General features: G+C 71.0%; 18 protein-coding genes. 9 read left to right on the forward strand and 9 right to left on the reverse strand.

What is annotated here, in order from left to right; genetic code table 11:
- The 5 genes from B4V04_RS02730 to B4V04_RS02750 form a co-directional block, all read right to left on the reverse strand.
- On the reverse strand, positions 1 to 1,110 hold the full coding sequence (locus B4V04_RS02730) for an ABC transporter permease (protein ID WP_498228950.1): 1,110 nt from the start codon (positions 1,108 to 1,110) through the stop codon (positions 1 to 3).
- Entirely contained in the window at positions 1,103 to 2,350 is a 1,248-nt protein-coding gene (locus tag B4V04_RS02735; RefSeq protein ID WP_498228952.1) for an ABC transporter permease, read from the reverse strand. Before B4V04_RS02735 ends, B4V04_RS02730 begins: the two co-directional genes overlap by 8 nt.
- Positions 2,347 to 3,987 carry an ABC transporter ATP-binding protein gene (locus tag B4V04_RS02740; protein ID WP_498228953.1) on the reverse strand — a complete coding sequence of 547 codons (1,641 nt, stop codon included), beginning with the start codon at positions 3,985 to 3,987 and terminating at the stop codon, positions 2,347 to 2,349. The genes B4V04_RS02735 and B4V04_RS02740 overlap by 4 nt, the downstream gene beginning before the upstream one ends.
- A gap of 202 nt (positions 3,988 to 4,189) precedes the next feature.
- On the reverse strand, positions 4,190 to 5,350 hold the full coding sequence (locus B4V04_RS02745) for a BMP family lipoprotein (protein ID WP_498228954.1): 1,161 nt from the start codon (positions 5,348 to 5,350) through the stop codon (positions 4,190 to 4,192).
- Between the two features lie 156 nt (positions 5,351 to 5,506).
- Positions 5,507 to 7,057, reverse strand: a complete 1,551-nt coding sequence (locus tag B4V04_RS02750; RefSeq protein WP_498228956.1) for a phosphohexomutase domain-containing protein — start codon at positions 7,055 to 7,057, stop codon at positions 5,507 to 5,509.
- Between the two features lie 111 nt (positions 7,058 to 7,168).
- On the opposite strand from B4V04_RS02750, the gene B4V04_RS02755 reads away from it, so the two are divergent.
- Positions 7,169 to 7,447, forward strand: coding sequence for an acylphosphatase (locus B4V04_RS02755; RefSeq protein WP_498228958.1), 279 nt, complete (start codon positions 7,169 to 7,171; stop codon positions 7,445 to 7,447).
- Positions 7,448 to 7,473: 26 nt separating this feature from the next.
- Here the strand turns inward: B4V04_RS02755 and B4V04_RS02760 are convergent, their stop codons facing one another.
- Complete coding sequence (locus B4V04_RS02760; RefSeq protein WP_498228960.1) at positions 7,474 to 7,935, reverse strand: DUF7960 family protein; 462 nt, start codon at positions 7,933 to 7,935, stop codon at positions 7,474 to 7,476.
- A gap of 467 nt (positions 7,936 to 8,402) precedes the next feature.
- A complete protein-coding gene (locus B4V04_RS02765; RefSeq protein ID WP_498228962.1) occupies positions 8,403 to 8,792 on the reverse strand; it encodes a winged helix-turn-helix transcriptional regulator in 390 nt (129 codons plus the stop codon).
- Between the two features lie 69 nt (positions 8,793 to 8,861).
- Here B4V04_RS02765 and B4V04_RS02770 point away from each other — a divergent pair, with 69 nt between their 5' ends.
- The 3 genes from B4V04_RS02770 to B4V04_RS02780 all read left to right on the forward strand — a co-directional run bounded on the left by B4V04_RS02770 (position 8,862) and on the right by B4V04_RS02780 (position 10,573).
- Positions 8,862 to 9,311, forward strand: coding sequence for a DoxX family protein (locus B4V04_RS02770; protein WP_498228964.1), 450 nt, complete (start codon positions 8,862 to 8,864; stop codon positions 9,309 to 9,311).
- A gap of 119 nt (positions 9,312 to 9,430) precedes the next feature.
- The gene (locus B4V04_RS02775; protein ID WP_498228966.1) at positions 9,431 to 9,913 is read left to right on the forward strand and encodes a VOC family protein; all 483 of its coding nucleotides are present in this window, start codon (positions 9,431 to 9,433) and stop codon (positions 9,911 to 9,913) included.
- Positions 9,914 to 10,573, forward strand: a complete 660-nt coding sequence (locus tag B4V04_RS02780; RefSeq protein ID WP_498228968.1) for a flavin reductase family protein — start codon at positions 9,914 to 9,916, stop codon at positions 10,571 to 10,573.
- 43 nt (positions 10,574 to 10,616) lie between these two features.
- Here the strand turns inward: B4V04_RS02780 and B4V04_RS02785 are convergent, their stop codons facing one another.
- The gene (locus tag B4V04_RS02785) at positions 10,617 to 11,102 is read right to left on the reverse strand and encodes an SRPBCC family protein (RefSeq protein ID WP_498228969.1); all 486 of its coding nucleotides are present in this window, start codon (positions 11,100 to 11,102) and stop codon (positions 10,617 to 10,619) included.
- 121 nt (positions 11,103 to 11,223) lie between these two features.
- On the opposite strand from B4V04_RS02785, the gene B4V04_RS02790 reads away from it, so the two are divergent.
- Complete coding sequence (locus B4V04_RS02790; RefSeq protein ID WP_498228971.1) at positions 11,224 to 11,343, forward strand: DUF7989 family protein; 120 nt, start codon at positions 11,224 to 11,226, stop codon at positions 11,341 to 11,343.
- Between the two features lie 72 nt (positions 11,344 to 11,415).
- Here the strand turns inward: B4V04_RS02790 and B4V04_RS02795 are convergent, their stop codons facing one another.
- On the reverse strand, positions 11,416 to 12,282 hold the full coding sequence (locus B4V04_RS02795; protein ID WP_498228973.1) for a hypothetical protein: 867 nt from the start codon (positions 12,280 to 12,282) through the stop codon (positions 11,416 to 11,418).
- A 78-nt stretch (positions 12,283 to 12,360) separates the two neighbouring features.
- Between B4V04_RS02795 and B4V04_RS02800 the strand changes: the two genes are divergently transcribed.
- From B4V04_RS02800 to B4V04_RS02815, 4 genes are all read left to right on the forward strand, one after another.
- Positions 12,361 to 13,437: a succinylglutamate desuccinylase/aspartoacylase family protein gene (locus B4V04_RS02800; protein ID WP_498228975.1), complete on the forward strand. Its 1,077-nt coding sequence runs from the start codon at positions 12,361 to 12,363 to the stop codon at positions 13,435 to 13,437.
- Between the two features lie 90 nt (positions 13,438 to 13,527).
- The gene (locus tag B4V04_RS02805; protein WP_498228977.1) at positions 13,528 to 14,499 is read left to right on the forward strand and encodes an ABC transporter ATP-binding protein; all 972 of its coding nucleotides are present in this window, start codon (positions 13,528 to 13,530) and stop codon (positions 14,497 to 14,499) included.
- Complete coding sequence (locus B4V04_RS02810; protein WP_498228978.1) at positions 14,496 to 16,424, forward strand: ABC transporter permease family protein; 1,929 nt, start codon at positions 14,496 to 14,498, stop codon at positions 16,422 to 16,424. Before B4V04_RS02805 ends, B4V04_RS02810 begins: the two co-directional genes overlap by 4 nt.
- On the forward strand, positions 16,417 to 17,499 hold the full coding sequence (locus tag B4V04_RS02815) for an ABC transporter permease subunit (protein WP_498228980.1): 1,083 nt from the start codon (positions 16,417 to 16,419) through the stop codon (positions 17,497 to 17,499). The genes B4V04_RS02810 and B4V04_RS02815 overlap by 8 nt, the downstream gene beginning before the upstream one ends.
- The last annotated feature ends 20 nt before the right edge of the window (positions 17,500 to 17,519 follow it).

Consider the following 17,519-nt stretch of genomic DNA (forward strand, 5'->3'; position numbering starts at 1 on the left):
TCACTCCTCGGTCTCGTAGTGCTCCCCGGCCGCCTCCGGGAGCCGCGTCCGACCGACCAGCGCGAGGACGAGGATGACCACCACGAACGGCGTGATCCGGATGAGCTGACGGGGGATCCCGATTCCCTGGAGCTGGAGCACGGTCTGGACCGCGTCCAGCCCCGCGAACAGCATCGTCGAGAGGAACGCCCCGACCGGGTTGTAGTTGCCGAACAGGTACGCCACGATGGCGATGAACCCCTTCCCGTTGACCATCGTCGGGCCGTTGCCGGTGAACTGGCCGAGATCGAGCGACAGCGCCGCGCCGCCCATCCCCGCGAGCACGCCCGAGATCAGCACCGCCGCGTACCGGACCCGAGTGACGCTCACGCCGGCGGTGTCGAGCGCCTTCGGGTTCTCGCCGCTGGCGCGGATCCACCGGCCGAACGCCGTCCGCTCGAAGACGTACCACGAGCCGAAGACGGCGGCGAACAGCAGGTACACCGACGGCGACGCGGAGAAGAGCGCGCCGAAGAACGGGAGGTCGGCGAGCACCGGTACGTTGATCGACGGCGACGTCGCGACGGTCGGCGTGTTCGGGCTGCCGTAGATCACCTGCGAGGCGAACGGCGCGAGCCCGAGCGCGATGAGCCACACCGCGAGCCCGGCGATGATCTGGTCCGCGCGGAACCCGATCGTCACGACGGCGAACAGCGCCGCGAGCAGCGTGCTCGCGACGACGCCGCCGGCGAAGCCGACCCACACCCCGCCGGTGAGGTCGGCGACGTAGATGGCGCTGAACGCGGAGATGATCAGGAGCCCCTCCAGCCCGATGTTTATCACGCCCGACTTCTCGGCGAAGATCCCGCCGAGGGCGGCGAACGCGATCGGCACGGAGAGGCGCAGCGTCGCCGCGAGCGTGTTCCGGCTCGTGAGCGCGTCCGCGAGCGTCCCGGCGAGCGAGTCCGGGAACAGCAGCCCGGCGAGGAGCAGCGCGACGACGGCGGCGACCGTCGCGCCGGCGACGAGCGCGCGGGTCGTGTAGCGCTCGAGGAATCCCTCTCCCTCGGCGCGCTCGGCCGAGACGTCGGCGTCGGCGCCGCCGGTGCCGTCCGCGGCCGCGTCACTCATCGGTCTCACCCCCCCGGTCGCCCGCGGTCCCGCCGTCCGTCGCGACCGCCTTCGGTTCCGATCCCGCGCCCGGCAGCCCGCGGGCCATCAGGCGGAAGAACTCCGGCATCGCCACGAACAGGATGATGAGCCCGCGGAGGACGCCGACGAGCTGCGGCGGGACGTCGGTCGCGAACTGGACGACCGTGGTCCCGCTCTTCAGGACGCCGAACAGGAGGGCGGCGATACCGACGCCGAGCGGGTTGTTGCCGGCGAGGATCGAGACGGTGATCCCGTCGAAACCGTACGCGGGGATCCCCGTCTGGAACGTCCCGAGCACCATCATCACGTACATCGCGCCGGCGATACCGCCGAGCGCGCCCGAGAGCGTCAGGCTCGCGACGACGGTGCGCTTGGCGTCGACGCCGCCGTACTCGGCCGCCTCGGGCTGGACCCCGCTCGTGCGGACGTCGTACCCGAAGGCGGTGTGCTCGAGGACGTAGTACAGCACGCCGACTGCGAGGAGCCCGAACAGGAGCGCGACGATCGAGAAGTCCTGCCGACCGCCGAACAGAAGGGCCGGGAACTGCGCGAAGTCGGGGAGCGGCACGGTCTGGTTGGCGGCGCTGTTGGGGTCCTTGAAGACCCCGCTGACGAGGTACAGCGCGACGCCGGTGGCGATGAAGTTGAGCATGATCGTCGTGATCACCTCGTTGGCGTCGGCGTACGCCTTCAGCACCCCCGGAACGGCGCCGTACAGCCCGCCCCCCACCGCGCCGACGAGGAGCCCGAACGGGATCAGCACGACGGTGCCGACGACGCCGGACACGAGCGACGACGCCCAGAGGACGCCGAGCGCGGTCGCCAGCGCGCCGACGACCATCTGCCCCTGCGTCCCGATGTTGAAGATTCCGGCGCGGAACGCCAGCGCGACCGAGAGCCCGGTGAACAGCAGCAGCGTCGACTCCCGGAGCGTGACCGCGAACTGCCCGTTCGGCGACCAACTGCCGCTGAACGGGTCGCCGAGCGCCCCGAGGAAGAGGCGGTCGAAGACGACGACGGGGTCGTAACAGAAGCCGGTGCCGAAGTAGTACACCGCCTCGCCGGCGGTACACGTCGTCATCCGCCCGGCCACGAGCACCAGCACCGCACCGATGAGCACGGAGAGGACGAGCGCCGCCGTGCTGATCAGGATCCGCTCGGTCGCGGAGGCGTCGACGAGCCGGGAGAGCGCGTCCCGCGCGCGGTCGGCGGCGCTCACGCGCGCTCACCGTCCGCGGCGTCCGTGGGGCCCGTGGGATCCGCCGGTGCGTCCCGTTCCGTCTCGTCGGCGTCTCCGCTCTCCGTCGCGCCCTGTCCCCCTCCGCCCCCGTCGTCGTCGTCTCTCGGGCGCTCCCCGGCCATCAGCAGGCCGAGCTCCTCCTCGGTCGTCTCGTCCGGGTCGACCACGTCGACGAACTCGCCCTCGTAGGCGACGGCGAGACGGTCCGAGAGCCCCTGTACCTCCTCCAGCTTCGAGGAGACGAGGAGGATCGCCACGCCCTGGCGACGGAGCTCCAGGAGCCGTTCGTGGATGAACTCGATCGAGCCGACGTCGACGCCCCGGGTCGGGTGCGAGGCAACGACCAGTTCGGGGTCGCGCTCGAACTCCCGGCCGACGATGAACTTCTGCTGGTTGCCGCCGGAGAGCGACTCCGCGCCGGCGTCGGCGTCCGGCGGTCGGACGTCGTACTCGTCGATGATCGCCTCGGCGTGTCCACGCGTCTTCGACCAGTCGATCCGGCCGTTGGCGGCGAGCTCGTCGCCGTGCTGGCTGCCGAGGAGGCCGTTCTCGACGAGGTCGAACTCCATCACCAGGCCGCGATCCTGGCGGTCCTCGGGAATGTACGCCATCCCGGCCTCGATCCGCTGGCGCCGCGAGGCGGTCGTGACGTCCTCGCCGCGGAACCGGATCTCGCCCGCGTCGGGGTCTCGGAGACCGGTCACCGCCTCGACGAGCTCGGACTGGCCGTTGCCGTCCACGCCCGCGATCCCGAACACCTCGCCGGCCCGGACCTCGAAGGAGACGCCGTCGACCGCCCGCACCCCGCGGTCGTCCTCGACGACGACGTCCGAGACCGAGGCGACGACCTCGCCCGTCTCCGCGGTCCCGTGGTCGACGTCCAACAGGACCTCGCGGCCCACCATCAGCTCCGCGAGCTCCTCCTGGCTGGTCGTCTCCGCGTCGACGGTCCCCACCTTCTTCCCGTCCCGGAGGACGGAGATCTCGTCGGCCGCGCGCATCGCCTCGCCGAGCTTGTGGGTGATGAAGATGATCGTCTTCCCCTGGGCGGTGAGCTCGTCGAGCACGTCGAACAGCTCGTCGACCTCCTGGGGCGTCAGCACGGCGGTCGGCTCGTCTAAGATCAGCGTGTCGGCGCCGCGGTACAGCGCCTTCAGGATCTCGACGCGCTGTTGCTCGCCGACGGAAACGTCCTCGATACGCGCGTCCGGGTCGACGTCGAACCCGTACCGTTCGGCGAGTTCGACGACGGCCTCCCGCGAGCCCGCCCGGTCGACGGCGAGCCCGCCCCACTTCCGCGGCTCGTTGCCGAGCGTGATGTTCTCGGTGACGGTCATCGGGTCCACGAGCATGAAGTGCTGGTGGATCATCCCGATCCCGGCGTCGATCGCGTCTCGCGGCGAGTCGAACGCGTGCGGCTCCCCGTCGAGCCGAACCTCCCCCGACGTCGGTTCGTAGAGGCCGTAGAGAACGTTCATCAGCGTCGTCTTGCCGGCCCCGTTCTCGCCGAGGAGGGCGTGGACGGTGCCGCGCTCGACTTCGAGGTCGACGTCGTCGTTCGCCACGACCCCGGGAAACCGCTTCGTGATCCCGTCGAGGTGGACGGCTGTGGCCATTGGTCTGGTACTCACTGGTTTGAGGGCGACTGAATATGTTTGGATATGATTCGGCCCGAGCGGGACGCCGAACTGCCGATACTCCGACCGGAGCGCGGACCGTCGGCGCGCGAAACGGCGGAACGCGAAGCGTCGGCGAGCGAACCGGTCGTCGGCGTCGGTCCGTTCCGTTTCGCTTCAGTCGGTCCGTGAGACCACTTCCTCAGACTTCCGACGGGACGTCGACGTCGCCGGCGATGATGTCCTCGCGCGCGGTCGCGACCTCGTCTCTGACGTCGTCGGGGATCTCGGAGCCGAGCTGGTCGCCGTAGACGAGCGCGACGCCGTCGTTGTCGAGGCCGAGCGCGACGTTCGAGCCGCCGGGGAACTCCCCGTCGACGGTCGCTTCGATCGCGTTGTAGACGGCCGTGTCGACCCGCTTGACCATGCTCCCGAGGATGACGTCGGCGTAGTCGGGGCGCGTGATCGACTGGTCTCGGTCGACGCCGATCGCGAACTTCTCCTGCTCCTGCGCGGCCTGGAAGACGCCGGTGCCGGTGTTGCCCGCGGCGTGGTAGACGATGTCGGCGCCGCTGTTGTACATCGCGGTCGCCGCCTCGCGACCCGCCGCGGGGTCGTTGAAGCTCCCGGTGTAGTTGACGCTGACGTCGACGTCGTCGCTGCCGGCGGCGACGCCCGCCTCGAAGCCGGCCTGGAACTTCCGGATCAGGTCGGACTCGACGCCGCCGACGAACCCGACGTTCGTGGAGTCGCCCGCGGTCGAGCCGGCGCCCGCCGAGAAGTCGCGCGTGGTGAGCAGGCTCGCCATCAGGCCCCCGAGGTACGACCCCTCGTGTTCCTTGAACGTGTAGCTCGCGACGTTGTCCGCGTCGACGACCGAGTCGACGATCATGAAGTCCTGGTCCGGGTACGACTCGGACGTGTCCGACAGCGAGTCGGCCTGGAGGAAGCCGATACAGCACACCAGGTCGTAGTCCGGATCGGTCGACTCCGCGAACTGCTGCTGGAACGTGCTGAACTGCGACACCTCGTCCGGCTGCGCCTCCTGGAACGAGACGTTCAGCTCGTCTTCCGCCTGTATCGCCCCCTGCTGGGCCTGGTCGTTGAACGACCCGTCACCGAGGCCGCCGGTCGCGTACACCATCCCGACGTTCGCCGCCGGACCGCTCCCGCCGTCCTCGCCGTCGGATCCGTCCTCCGAGTCGTTGCCGTCCATTCCGTCGTCGCCGTCCGAGCCGTCCGAGCCGTCGTCGGACCCGTCCGAACCGTCGCCGCTCGGGCCGCCGCTGCAGCCCGCCAGGCCGATGAGGCCCGCTGCGCTTGCCGCCTTGACGAACCGCCGCCGATCGAGGTCGGATACCATGTCAGGTACAAGGGAGTGGGAGCGCGGCATAAATTCGTCGCTCTCGGCGCCAGAGAGTGTACGTTTTCGGAACGCTACGGAGAAAACGTCGCCCACTCGGGCCGGTCTGACCCGTTTTTGTGCGGATCCTCGATATGTATGGAACGATCGTCGGGGTTACGCGTCGTCGGCCGCGTTCACCGCCTCGGCGACGACGTCCTCCGCGTCGGCGATCAGGTCGTCGACGTCGTCGCTCTCGGCGTACACCCTGACGTACGGCTCCGTGCCGGAGGGGCGGACGAGGGTCCACGACGCGTCCGGGAACTCCAGGCGCACGCCGTGGTCGGTGTTCACCGTCGCGTCGGGGAACGCCGCCGGCAGCGCGGTCTCCAGCCGCTCCATCGCGTCGGCCTTGGCGTCGTCCGGGCAGTCGACGCTGATCTTTCGGTACGGGCGCTCCGTGATCGGCTCGCGGAGGCCGTCGAGCCCCTCGTCGGCGACGAGCCGGGCGATCACGGCCGCCGAGGCGACGCCGTCGATCCACTCGCCGTGGGCGACGTGGATGTGCTTCCACGGCTCCGCGGCGAAGACGACGCGGGTGTCGGTGCCCACCTCGCCGGCGGCGCCCGCCTCGCCGACCGCGCCCGCCTCGCCGAGGGCCCCGGCCTCGGTGGCGTCCTCCCGGACCGCGGCGATGCCCTCGTGGAGCGCACCGAGTCGCACGCGCTCGACGCGCCCGCCGGCCTCGCGGACGCGTTCGTCGATCCGGCCGGAGGCGTTCGGCGTCGTGACGACCACGGGGTCGGCGGCGTCGCTCTCGCGCGTGTACCGCTCCGCGAGCATCGCGAGGACGGTGTCCTCGTGGACCACCTCGCCGTCGGCGTCGACGATCACGATCCGGTCGGCGTCGCCGTCGTGGCCGATCCCGAAGGCGAACCCCTCGGCGTCGCCGTCGGTCCCGTCGCCCTCGCCGCCCGCGCCGGGACGGCCCGGATCCGCGACGCCCTCGTTGGCGTCGGCGACGAACGCGCGGAGGTCGCGGAGCGTCTCCGGGGTCGGCTTGCTCCCGCGCCCCGGGAAGTGGCCGTCGACGTTCCCGTTGAGCGTGACGACGTCGGCGCCGAGCTCGCGGAGCACGGTCGGCGTCGCGGGCCCGGCCATCCCGTTCCCGCAGTCGACCGCGACCCGGAGCCCGTCGAGCGGGGCGCCGAACCGCTCGGCGTACTCGCGGACGTCTGCGAGGTAGCCGGCGAGGACGTCGACGCGCTCGGTCTCGGTCCACGCGTCCCACGCCGCCGGCGGCTCCTCGCCCGCCACGCGCTCCTCGACGGCGCGCTCGGCCTCGCGGTCGAACTCGCTGCCGTCGCGGAACAGCTTGATCCCGTTGTCGGTCGGCGGGTTGTGCGAGGCGGTGAGCATGACGCCGTACCGACCCCGCGATGCGTGCGCGAGCGCCGGCGTCGGGAGCCGACCCGCGCGCAGCACGCGGACGCCGCCGGACGCGAGCCCGGACTCCATCGCCGCCGCGAGCGCGGGGCCGGTCACGCGGCCGTCGCGGGCGAGCACGATCTCGGCGGGGCGCGCGTCGCCCGCGCTCGACCCGTCTCCGTCGGCCTCAGCCTCGTCTCGTATCTCCGCCGCGACGGCGCGTCCCACCGCGAGCGCGAGCTCCGGGGTGACCCGCTCCGTCGCGCTCCCGCGGATCCCCGCGGTTCCGAACAAGTCCATGTCCGGCGTGTCGGCGGCCGTTCGTTAGAAGTCGTCGGTTGCCGGCCGTCGACCGCGGGTTCCGCGGGTCGGGCGTCGCGTTTAAGCCCGCGGCGGGCGCACGCTGCCTCCATGACCGATCGCACGCGAGCGCACGTGTACGTCTCGGGGCGGGTGCAGGGCGTCTACTACCGGGCGTCGACTCGCGACACCGCCAGCGAGAGGGGGGTCGACGGCTGGGTGCGCAACCTCGACGACGGGCGCGTCGAGGCCGTCTTCGAGGGGCCGGAGGAGGCGGTCCGCGAGATGGTCGCGTGGTGCGAGACGGGGAGCCGCGCCGCCGACGTCGACGACGTCGACGCGACGTACGAGGAGCCGGAGGGGATAGACGGGTTCGAGGTGCGGTGGTGACCGCCGACGGATAGACGAGCGCCGGGCTACGGCGCTACCGGGTCGCCCGGCGGGTCGCGGACGCCGAGCTCCTCCAGCGCTCGCAGCACCACGATCGCCTCGACGACGTCGCGCTCCTCGGTGTAGGGGTCGTCGACCGCGTCGAGCGTCGCTTCGGCCTCGGCGGCGAGCCGGGACTCCAGCTCCGTCTGGTCGGTCTCGCCTTTCACCGCCGACAGCAGCGCCTCGTGGTCCTCGCGGAGGTCGAGCGAGACGTGCGCCGCGTTACACCGCGAGAGCGGGTGCGCGTCCATCTCGATGGCGAGGTCGCTCACGAGCTCCCAGTCGTCGGCGCAGAAGCGCAGCGTCACCGTCCCGACGACGTCGCGCCACGAGATGGGGTCGCCGTTCTCCATCAGCCCGAGCGCCCGCGGCGGCACCGCGATCCGGGTGTGGGTCTCGTCGCGACCGCAGAGGCAACAGGGGGTGTTCTTCAGTCCGGCGTACACGCGGATCCGTACGGACCCGAGAATACTGTGCGTTTCGCCGGCGGGAGCCGAACGCCGGCGACACGGTTTATAAAAAGGCGACCGGTAGCGCCGGTTTTATAAACAGAAGGCGGCGCGGCGGCGCGTGCCGGTGAGCGGCCGACAGGCCGCGAACCGCACGCGCGAGGGAGTCGGTGGTCCGGAGCGAAGCGGAGGACCACCGACGAGGCTGGGGAGGCGTGAGGTGCAGTGCGGTCGCGGTGCGGTCGGGTGGGATCCAAAGGGGCAGCCAGGAGGACGGCGCAGGCGACGCAAGCATTGGAAGGAGCGAGCGTCGCGAGCGACTGAAGCACGCAGCGAGCGTGCGCCGTCCTCCTGGCTGGGGCTTTGGAGGGATTCACCGCCGGTCCAGCAACTACAACTTAAAAACAGACAGCCACGGAACCGGGATTCACTCAGTACCGATCGCCGACCGCGTCGACGGATTCCTACCCGCTACATTCGGCGAGCCACTCGTGGGCCCACTCGTCGATCTCCTCGAAGACGGGCGCGAGCGACTCCCCCTTGGGAGTGAGGCTGTAGTACGTCGCCACCGGCGACTCCTCCTCTAACCGCCGGTCGACGAAGCCGGTCTCCTGCAGGTCGTCGAGCACGCGCGAGAGGGTGCGGGCGTTCGCGTCCGTCTCGCGCTTGAGCTCGTTGAACCGCGACTCGCCGTTCAACAGCTCGTGGAGGACGACGAGCCGCCAGCGCGAGCCGATCTGTTCGAGCGAGTCGACGACGGGGCACGCGGAGGCCGGCGCCGCGGACGCGTCCGTTTCGGGCTCCGTATCGGTCGTTTCCGCCGGGTCGGAGCCGGCGAGTTCCTGCGATGACATCGGTGTTACCTGCTTACCCTATTGTCCGGGAAGCGATAAATAGGTTACGTCCGTATACGTAGTTACACGATGTTAGCTGAATTCACGACGCTACCGCTGCAGCTCGACTCCCCCTTCGCGGGCGAACTGTTCCTGCTCGGCCGGATCCTGTTCGGCGCCACGCTCGCGTTCATGGGTCTGAACCACTTCATGGACGTCGACACCATGGCCGGCTACGCCGAGTTCAAGGGCCTCCCGGCGCCGCGCTTCTCCGTGGTCGCCTCCGGGCTCCTGCTCGTTCTCGGCGGGCTCGGCGTCGTCGTCGGCGCGTTCCCCGTGATCGCGGCCGGCGGCCTCGCCGTCTTCCTGCTCGTCTCCGCCGTGACGATGCACGACTTCTGGTCGGTCGACGACCCCGAGGAGAAGCAGAGCGAGATGACGAGCTTCCTCAAGAACGTCTACGGCGCCGGCGCCGCGGTCGCGCTGCTCGCCGTCGGCGGCACCGCGTGGCCCTACGCGCTGGGCCTCGGCCTGTTCTGAGCCGGACGCGAGCGTTCCGAACTGAACGCGACGCTCCGAACCGATCGCATCGCTTTCAGACCGCTTTTTCCGAGCCCCCAGTAGCACTAACTGACTCCGCGACCACCCGACACACGATCATGACCGACGCCCCACCCACCACCGGACTGCACCACGTGACGAACATCTGCACCGACATGGACGAGACGGTCGCGTTCTACGAGGACGCGCTCGGCTGGTACACGGTCAAGCGGACCCAGAACTACGACGACCCGGGGACGCCGCACTACTACTTCTCGTCCACGCCGGAGGGGGAGCCGGGGACGAACGTCACCTACTTCGAGTACCCGAACTCGCAGGGGGCGCCCGGGCCGGGCGCGAGCCACCACTTCGCGTTCGGCGTCGAAGACGAGGAGACGCTCCGCGAGTGGCAGGCGCACCTCCGCGAGCAAGGGATCCGGGTCTCCGAGGTGAAGGACCGCACCTACTTCAAGAGCATCTACTTCAGCGACCCCGACGGGCTCGTCTTCGAGCTGGCGACGGAGGGGCCGGGGTTCACCCGCGACGAGGACGAGCCCGGCAGCGAGGAGATCGACCCGTTCGCGGAGGGGTACGAGAACTGAATGGCGGACGAGCGCCCCGCCGGCGAACGCCCCGACGACGGCTCGGTGACCGAGGCGACGGATCCCGCGGCGTCCCACCGCAGCGGCGAGCCGGACGCCTTCGGGTCGCCGTACCGCCTGCTCTCGACCGCGGTGACGCCGCGCCCCATCGCGTGGGTCTCCTCGCGGGGCCCGGCCGGCGAGAACCTCGCGCCGTACAGCTTCTTCAACACCGTCGCGATCGACCCACCGGTCGTCGCGTTCTCGCCGGTGGCGACCGCGGCGGACCCGAAGGACACGCTCGCGAACGCGCTCGAGACGGAGGCGTTCGTCGTCAACGTCGTCACCGAGGACGTCGTCGAGGCGATGAACGCGTCGAGCGCGACGCTCGACGCGGGGGAGAGCGAGTTCGACCACGTCGGGATCGACCGCGCGCCGTCGGCGCGCGTCGACGCACCGCGGGTGGCCGCGGCGGCCGTGAGCCTCGAGTGCGAGCTGTACGACGCGGTCGAGATCGGCACCTCGACGCTGGTGCTCGGCGAGGTCGTGTACGCCCACGTCGCCGAGGACGCGCTGGTGGACGGGGAGATAGACATGGACCGACTCGACACGGTCGGCCGGCTCGCCGGCGGCTGGTACGCGAGCACCGACGACCGCTTCGAGCTGGAGCGCCCGCCGTAGCTCGGCGTCGTCGCTTCCCGCTACCTCGCGTCGTCGCTTCCCGCTACCGCTCGCCGTCGCTCTCCACCAGCGCCGCGAACCGGTCGAGCGCCCGCCGGCAGACGGGGACGTACCAGGCCGCGACGATCGGTACCTCGACGACGACGCGACTTCGGTCGGACTCCCCGGCGTAGCTGTCGACGCGGTGGCCGGTCGCCGGGATCCCGGCGACACGCCACTCCCAGCGTCGCCCGTTGCACGCGGTCACGCGGAACGGGAGCCACGCACCGCCCACCAGGACCCGTCCCGTCGTCCCGCGAGTCACGTAGCGGTCGTCGCTCTCCACGGCGTCGATCGCCGGCCCCCAGTCCGGCCAGGCGCGGGTGTCGCGGAGGGCCTCGGCGGCGACCGACGGGGCGACCGCGACGTCGCGACCGACGGCGAGGGTCGTTCCCTCTCGGACGACAGTCGACGCCGAGTCGGCGTCGCATCGGCCGTCGAAATCAAAACGTCCGTCCGATTTACCGCCCGAACGAGACCGGTAATTCACGATCCGTCCAACGTTCTCGTCGCAGTTAAGCCGACGTATATTAATACCTTATATGATATCAGGACTCATTATCTCTTTCCACGAAGGGTTAATACGGAGATCCGGGCAACTCGGTTCTAACATGGCCGACGACCGCGACACCATGAAGGACGTCTCGCACACGGCACCGCACGACACCTCGGCGAAGGGAGTCTGGAAACGGGGCCGAGGGCCCGTCGAGGAAGAGGAAGAAGAGGAGTAACGCTCTCGAGCCCGCGGCTTTCTCTCCGCTCTCTCGCCTCGCGTACCGGCCGGTTCGCTTTCGCCGACTCCGCTACCGCTCCGAGCGTTCGGTCTCGTCCTCCGCTCCGACCTCGACGTTCGGACCGATGCCGAGTTCCTCTTCTTCCGTCGGCGCTCGACCGAGCATGGCGCGGAGCGACGACCACGCCTGTCGCCTGTCTCCGCCCTTCGAGAGCGGGATCCCGGCGAACGACGCCGCCGGGTGGGTCGTCTCGGGACCGAGGTGGTCCATGTGGGCGGAGACCCACGTGAACGCGGCCGAGAGGAGAGTGAGCACTGCGAAGGAGGTCCACGACTCGGCGGGCGAGAGGGCGGCCGCGCCGACGACGACGCCGGCGATCACGTAGACGAAGGCGACGAAGATCAGGAGCACCGTCACCGTCGCCAGCAGGTCGTTGACGGCGGTGACGCGGGCGTTGTAGTCGATCCACTCGGCGTAGCTACGGAGCAGCCGCTCGTCGAACTCGGCGTCGTCCGGAGACGTCGACTCTCCCCTCTCGCTCGCGATCACCGCGTCGACCGCCTTGAGGTCCAGCCCGCCGCGGAGGTCCGAAGCGGTGTAGGTGACCGCGGCCAGCCCCGTCGACGCGAGCAGGAGGAGACCGCCCACCACGGTGAACGGGTTCAGGAAGACGGCCAGGTCGACCGTCGTCTGGACGACGATGGAGCCGCCGGTGACGACGATCCCGATGAGCAGCAGGTTCGCCTTCAGGATCTCGATCGCCTTGTTGTCGATCTCTCGCAGCCGCTCGACCTGGTAGTCGAACGTCGTCCGCAGCTCCTCTCGGGTCGCCGCCGCGACCGCCGGGTCGACGGCGGGCTCCCGAGCCGCCGCGTCGGGGGCGTCGACGTCGGCGGGACTGCTCTGGGGATCGGTCGCGTCCCCTCGGTCGGTCATGCGACGTGATTCTCGAAGCGGCGCCGTAAGGCTACCGACGGCCCGGGTGATTATGTTCCGGTGCCGCGACTCCGAGATATGAGCGAGCCGCAGTCGGAAGCGAACTCGGAGCCGGAGCCGTTCCGGTACGACGCCGTCGTCGACCCGGGCGAGAAGCGACGCGTCCGGTACGAGGTCGGCGAGACGTACCTCGGCGACCCGATCGAGATGCCGCTGACGATAATCAACGGCGAGGGCGGCGGGCCGGCCCTCTTCCTGAGCGCGGGGATCCACGGCGACGAGCTCAACGGCGTCAAGGTGGTCCAGGAGGTCGCCGACCGCTACGAGCCCGCCGACCTCCACGGCACGGTCGTCTGCCTCCACGTGTGCAACGTCCCCGCGTACGAGGCGCAGCGGCGCGACACCCCGATCTACGACCAGGACATGAACCGGTCGTTCCCGGGGAACGAGCGCTCGAACACCACCGAACGCATGGCGAACCGGATCTACCGGCGGTTCGTCTCCCAGTGCGACCTCGGGCTCGACTTCCACACCTCAACCCGCAACCGGACGACGATCTACCACTCCCGAGCCGATCTCGAAAACCCCGACGTCCGGCGGCTCGCGCGGGCGTTCGCGACGAACGTGGTGCTGTACGGCAGCGGCGATCAGGGGTCGCTGCGCTCGACGGCGACCGCCGACGGGATCCCGACGGTGACCGTCGAGATGGGGCGCGCCCACCGCTTCCAGCCCGTGCTCGTCGACAAGGCGCTGGAGGGCGTCGAGAGCGTCATGGCCGAGTACGAGCTCCTCCCGAACGAGCCGGTCCACTGGCCGGGGTGGTTCCAGTCCACCTCGGTCGACAGCACGAAGCGCTGGCTGCGCGCCGACACCGGCGGCCTCGTAGAGATGGAGTGGGGGCCGTACCCGCTCGTCTACGAGGGCGAGACGATCTGCACGATCACGAACCACTTCAAGACGGAGGAGCACGCGGTCGAGGCCCCCTTCGACGGGCTGATCCTCGGCTCGCTGGAGAACCCGGTCGCCGCGCCGGGGCACCCGCTCTGTCACGTCGTCCGGCTCGACGGCGAGACGCGCGCGGAGATCGAGCGCGAGATCCGGGCCGGCGACTTCGACGGCTACCGGGCCCACGGCGACGCGTGGGCCGACGACTGAGCGGGACCGAGCCGCCGGTTCGGGCGCTCCGTTCTCGCGGCTGATAGCCGCGGAGGTGGGTTTAACCCGGCCCGCGGTCGACCGGAACCCATGATCGAGGTGGCGGGGTTGCGGAAGACGTACGGCGACTTCGCGGCCGTCGTCGACAGCGACTTCTCCGTCGCGGAGGGCGAGGTGTTCGGGATCGTCGGCCCGAACGGCGCCGGCAAGACGACGACGCTGAAGGTGCTCGCCGGGCTCGTCGACCCCACGGAGGGCGAGGTCGAGGTCGCCGGCTTCCCCTCGAACGACCCGGAAATGCGGCGCCGGCTCGGCTTCCTCCCCGAGGAGTCGCCCCTCTACGAGGAGATGACGCCGCTGTCGTACCTCCGCTTCTTCGCCGACCTGTACGACGTGCCGCGCGACGTCGCCGACGAGCGCATCGCGGCCGCGCTCGACCGGCTCGAGCTGGACCACCGCGAGCGCCGGCTCGGCGACATGTCGAAGGGGATGAAACGCAAGGTCGCCATCGCGCGGTCGCTCGTCAACGACCCGGACGTGCTCGTGTACGACGAGCCGGCGTCCGGGCTCGACCCGGTGACGACGAACTCCGTGCTGGAGTTCACCCGCGAGCTTCGCGCGGCCGGGAAGACCGTCGTCTTCTCCGCGCACAACCTCTACCACGTCGAGTCGGTCTGCGACCGCGTCGTGGTGATGAACGAGGGACGCATCGTCGCCCGCGGGAGCGTCGACGGGATCCGCGAGCGACACGGCGAGACGACGTACCACGTGTTTACCGACGTCGCGCCCGCGCCGGAGCGCCTGTCGCCGGCCCTCGACGGCGCCGACCTCGAGGGCGCGACCGAGGAGGTCGGCGACCGGTTCCGCACCGCCGTCCCGGACATGGACGCGGTCGAGGCGGTGCGGGTGGCCGCCGCCGACGCCGGCGGCGAGGTCGTCGACATCCGCACCCGCGAGCCGAGCCTGGAGGACGTGTTCCTCGACATCGTCGGGCGACCGATGCCCGGGCGGTACACCGGCGGCAGCGGGGCGATCGAGGAAGTCGGGGAGGGGGCCGAGTGATCGACCGGCTCCGGAGGGTCCTCCGGGTCGCGCGCTGGGAGGTCGCCCGCGCCGGGGGCGGCGTCGACCGCCGCACCCTCGCCGCGGCGCTCGCGCTCCTGCTCGTCGCCGGCGGCGTCCTCGGCGGGGGGCTCGCGGTCGGCGCGGTCGGGCTCGACGTCGACCGCGACGTCTACCGGGTCGCCGTCGACGGCGACTCCCCGTACGCGGACGCGGTCGAGGATGCACCGGCGCTGACGCCCGTGCCCGTCGAGGGGGCCGAACTCGGCGACACGGCCGACCTCGTCGTGTTCGACGTGAAGAGCGAGTCCGGCGCGGTCGAGACCGTCGCCGTCCGCGCCAGCGACACGCGGAAGGGCGAGGCCGCGGCCGCCGAGTTCCGCGAGGCCGTCGAGGCGCACAACGAGCGGCTGATGGCCGCCGAGGAGAACGCGACCGCCGCCTTCCCGGTCACGGTCACGCTCCGGTACGTCGGGCGGACGAGCGCGCTCGACGACGGCTCGACGCTCGGGGAGAAGGGATCCGACGGCGGGGGCGACTCGGGCGGCGGAGACGGGTCGAGCGACGGGAGCGGCGGCGCGGGCGGGGGCGACGGTGACGACGACAGTCAGACCGACGCCGGCGACGGGACCGGTGACGCCGCGCTCGACGGCGGAACCGCGGGCGACGGCTTCGCGGTCCCCTCGGTCGGCGGCGGGACGTTCGGCGCCGACACCGTCGGCTCGCCGGGGTCGATATCCCCGCCGTTCCCCTTCGTCTCCCTGCTCTTGGCGTTCGCCTTCCTCGTCCCGATGAACTTCCTCATCCAGGCGTACGGCTCGTCGATCCTCGACGAGCGCACGAACCGACGGGGGGAGCCGCTGCTCGTCACGCCGCTCTCGCCGGTCGACATCGTCGCCGGGAAGACGCTCCCGTACGTCGCGGCCGCGCTCCTCGTCACGACGCTCATCGCGGTCGCCGTGGGCGGCGGCGCCCTCTCGGTGGTCGCCGTGCTCCCCGTCGCCCTGACGTTCCTCGCGGCCACGTTCGTCGGCGCCATGTTCGCGCGGTCGTTCAAGGAGCTCACCTTCGTCACGGTCGGCGTCAGCGTGCTCCTCACGACGTACGCGTTCGTCCCGGCCGTCTTCACCAACGTGACCCCCGTCGCGCTGGTGTCGCCGCTGACGCTCGTCGTCTTCGACCTGCAGGGCGAGGCCGTCTCGGCCGGCGAGGCGCTGTTCTCGACCGCGCCGATGGCGCTCGGCGCCGCGCTCCTGTTCGGGCTCGGGCTCGGGGTGTACCGCGAGGAGGACATGTTCACGCAGAAGCCGGTGACGCGGAAGCTCCTCGACGCGCTCGCGGTGCGGCTCTCGGCGGTCGAGGACGCCCGGTCCTGGGATCTCGTCGACCGCCGTCGGCTCCGCGCGCTCGGCTCGGTCGCGTTCCTCACCGCCTGCGCGATCCCCTTCGTCTTCGTCGCGGAGCTTTTAGCGGTCGCGACGCTGTTCGCGCTCCCGGTGACGGTGTCGATCCCCGTGCTGCTCGTGACCATCGCGTTCATCGAGGAGGTCGCCAAGAGCGTCCATCTCTACGCCGGCTTCGAGCGCGGCGTCTTCGCCCGGACCGACCGGGTCGCCGTCGCGGTCGGGCTCGCCTCCGCGGTCGGCTTCTTCCTCGCCGAGAAGGCCACGGCGGTCGTGCAGGCGGTCGGCCTCACCGAGCTGTACGTCGGCCGGGCCGCGTTCGGGAGCGTCGCCGGGGTCGAGGGGGTCTCCCCACTCGCCCTCGCGGCGCTGCTGTTCGCCCCGCTCCTGCTCCACGGCTTCGCCACGACCGTCGCCGCGGTCGGCGCGAGCCGGGACCGGACGTACTACGCGCTCACGCTGGCGCTGGCGACGCTGCTCCACGCCGCGTACAACTTCGGGGTGGTGAGCGTCCATGGGTGACGCGGAGAGCGGGGGAGCGACCGCCGGAAAGAGCGGGCGGCTGACGATCGCGGGCCGGGAGCTGGCGGGCCTGCGCGCCGAGAAGACGATCCTGCTGGCGGTCGCGATCCAGCTGTTCATCGCCGCGTTCTCGTCGTTCCTCGTGGTCGGGCTCGTCTCGATGTACGACCCCGGATCGCTCGGCGGCGCGGAGGTCGAGGTGGCCGGCGCGGGCGACGCCGTGAGCGACCTCGAGCGCGCCGCGAGCGAGGTCGACGGGGCCTCCGTCACTCGATACGAGGACGCGGGCGCCGCGCGGCTCGCCTTCGAGCGCAACGCCGCCGACGCGGTGGTGGTCGCGGACCGGAACGACGACGGGCGGATCGTCGCGCGCGTCACGGCGCCGGACGCGACCGTCGAGACGACCGTGATCGTCGTCCAACTCCGGGAGCTGCTCCGGACGTACGAGCTGAACGAGCGCGCGGACCGGGCCGCCCACCTGAGCGAGCCTCCTCTCCCGCTGCCCGAGCGAACCGGCTCTAGCCCGTACTTCACGTTCACCTACACGGTGTTGATCCCGGTGCTCGTCTTCCTCCCCGTCTTCATCTCGGGGTCGCTCGCCGTCGACTCGATCACCGAGGAGATCGACGAGGGGACGCTCGAACTCCTGCGGGTGGCTCCCGTCACGCTGGGGGAGATCGTCGACGGGAAGGCGCTCGCGGCGGTCGCGATCGCACCGGGGCAGGCGCTGCTGTGGCTGCTCCTGCTCCGCGCGAACGGCACGCCCGTCGCCAACGTCCCGTCGATCCTCGCGCTGATGACCGCGCTGACGACGGTCGTCGTCGCGCTCGCGGTCGCCGTCTCGGCGCTCGCGCCCGATCGCCGGGCCGCCCAGTTCCTCTACTCGGTCGGCGTGCTCGTCCTGTTCGGCGGCGCCACGGCGATGGCCGGCGGCCCGGCGAACGCGGTCGCGCGGCTCGCGATCGACAGCGCTGACGCGAGGACGACCGCCCTCGTCGTCGCCTACGCCGGCATCGCGGCGGTCGCGTACGTCGGCGTGCGGCGGCTCGTCGCCGAGAGCGGGTTCGAAGGCTGAGTTCGTTTAAAACCCTGACT

It is taken from the genome of Halorubrum sp. B52, assembly GCF_059752555.1.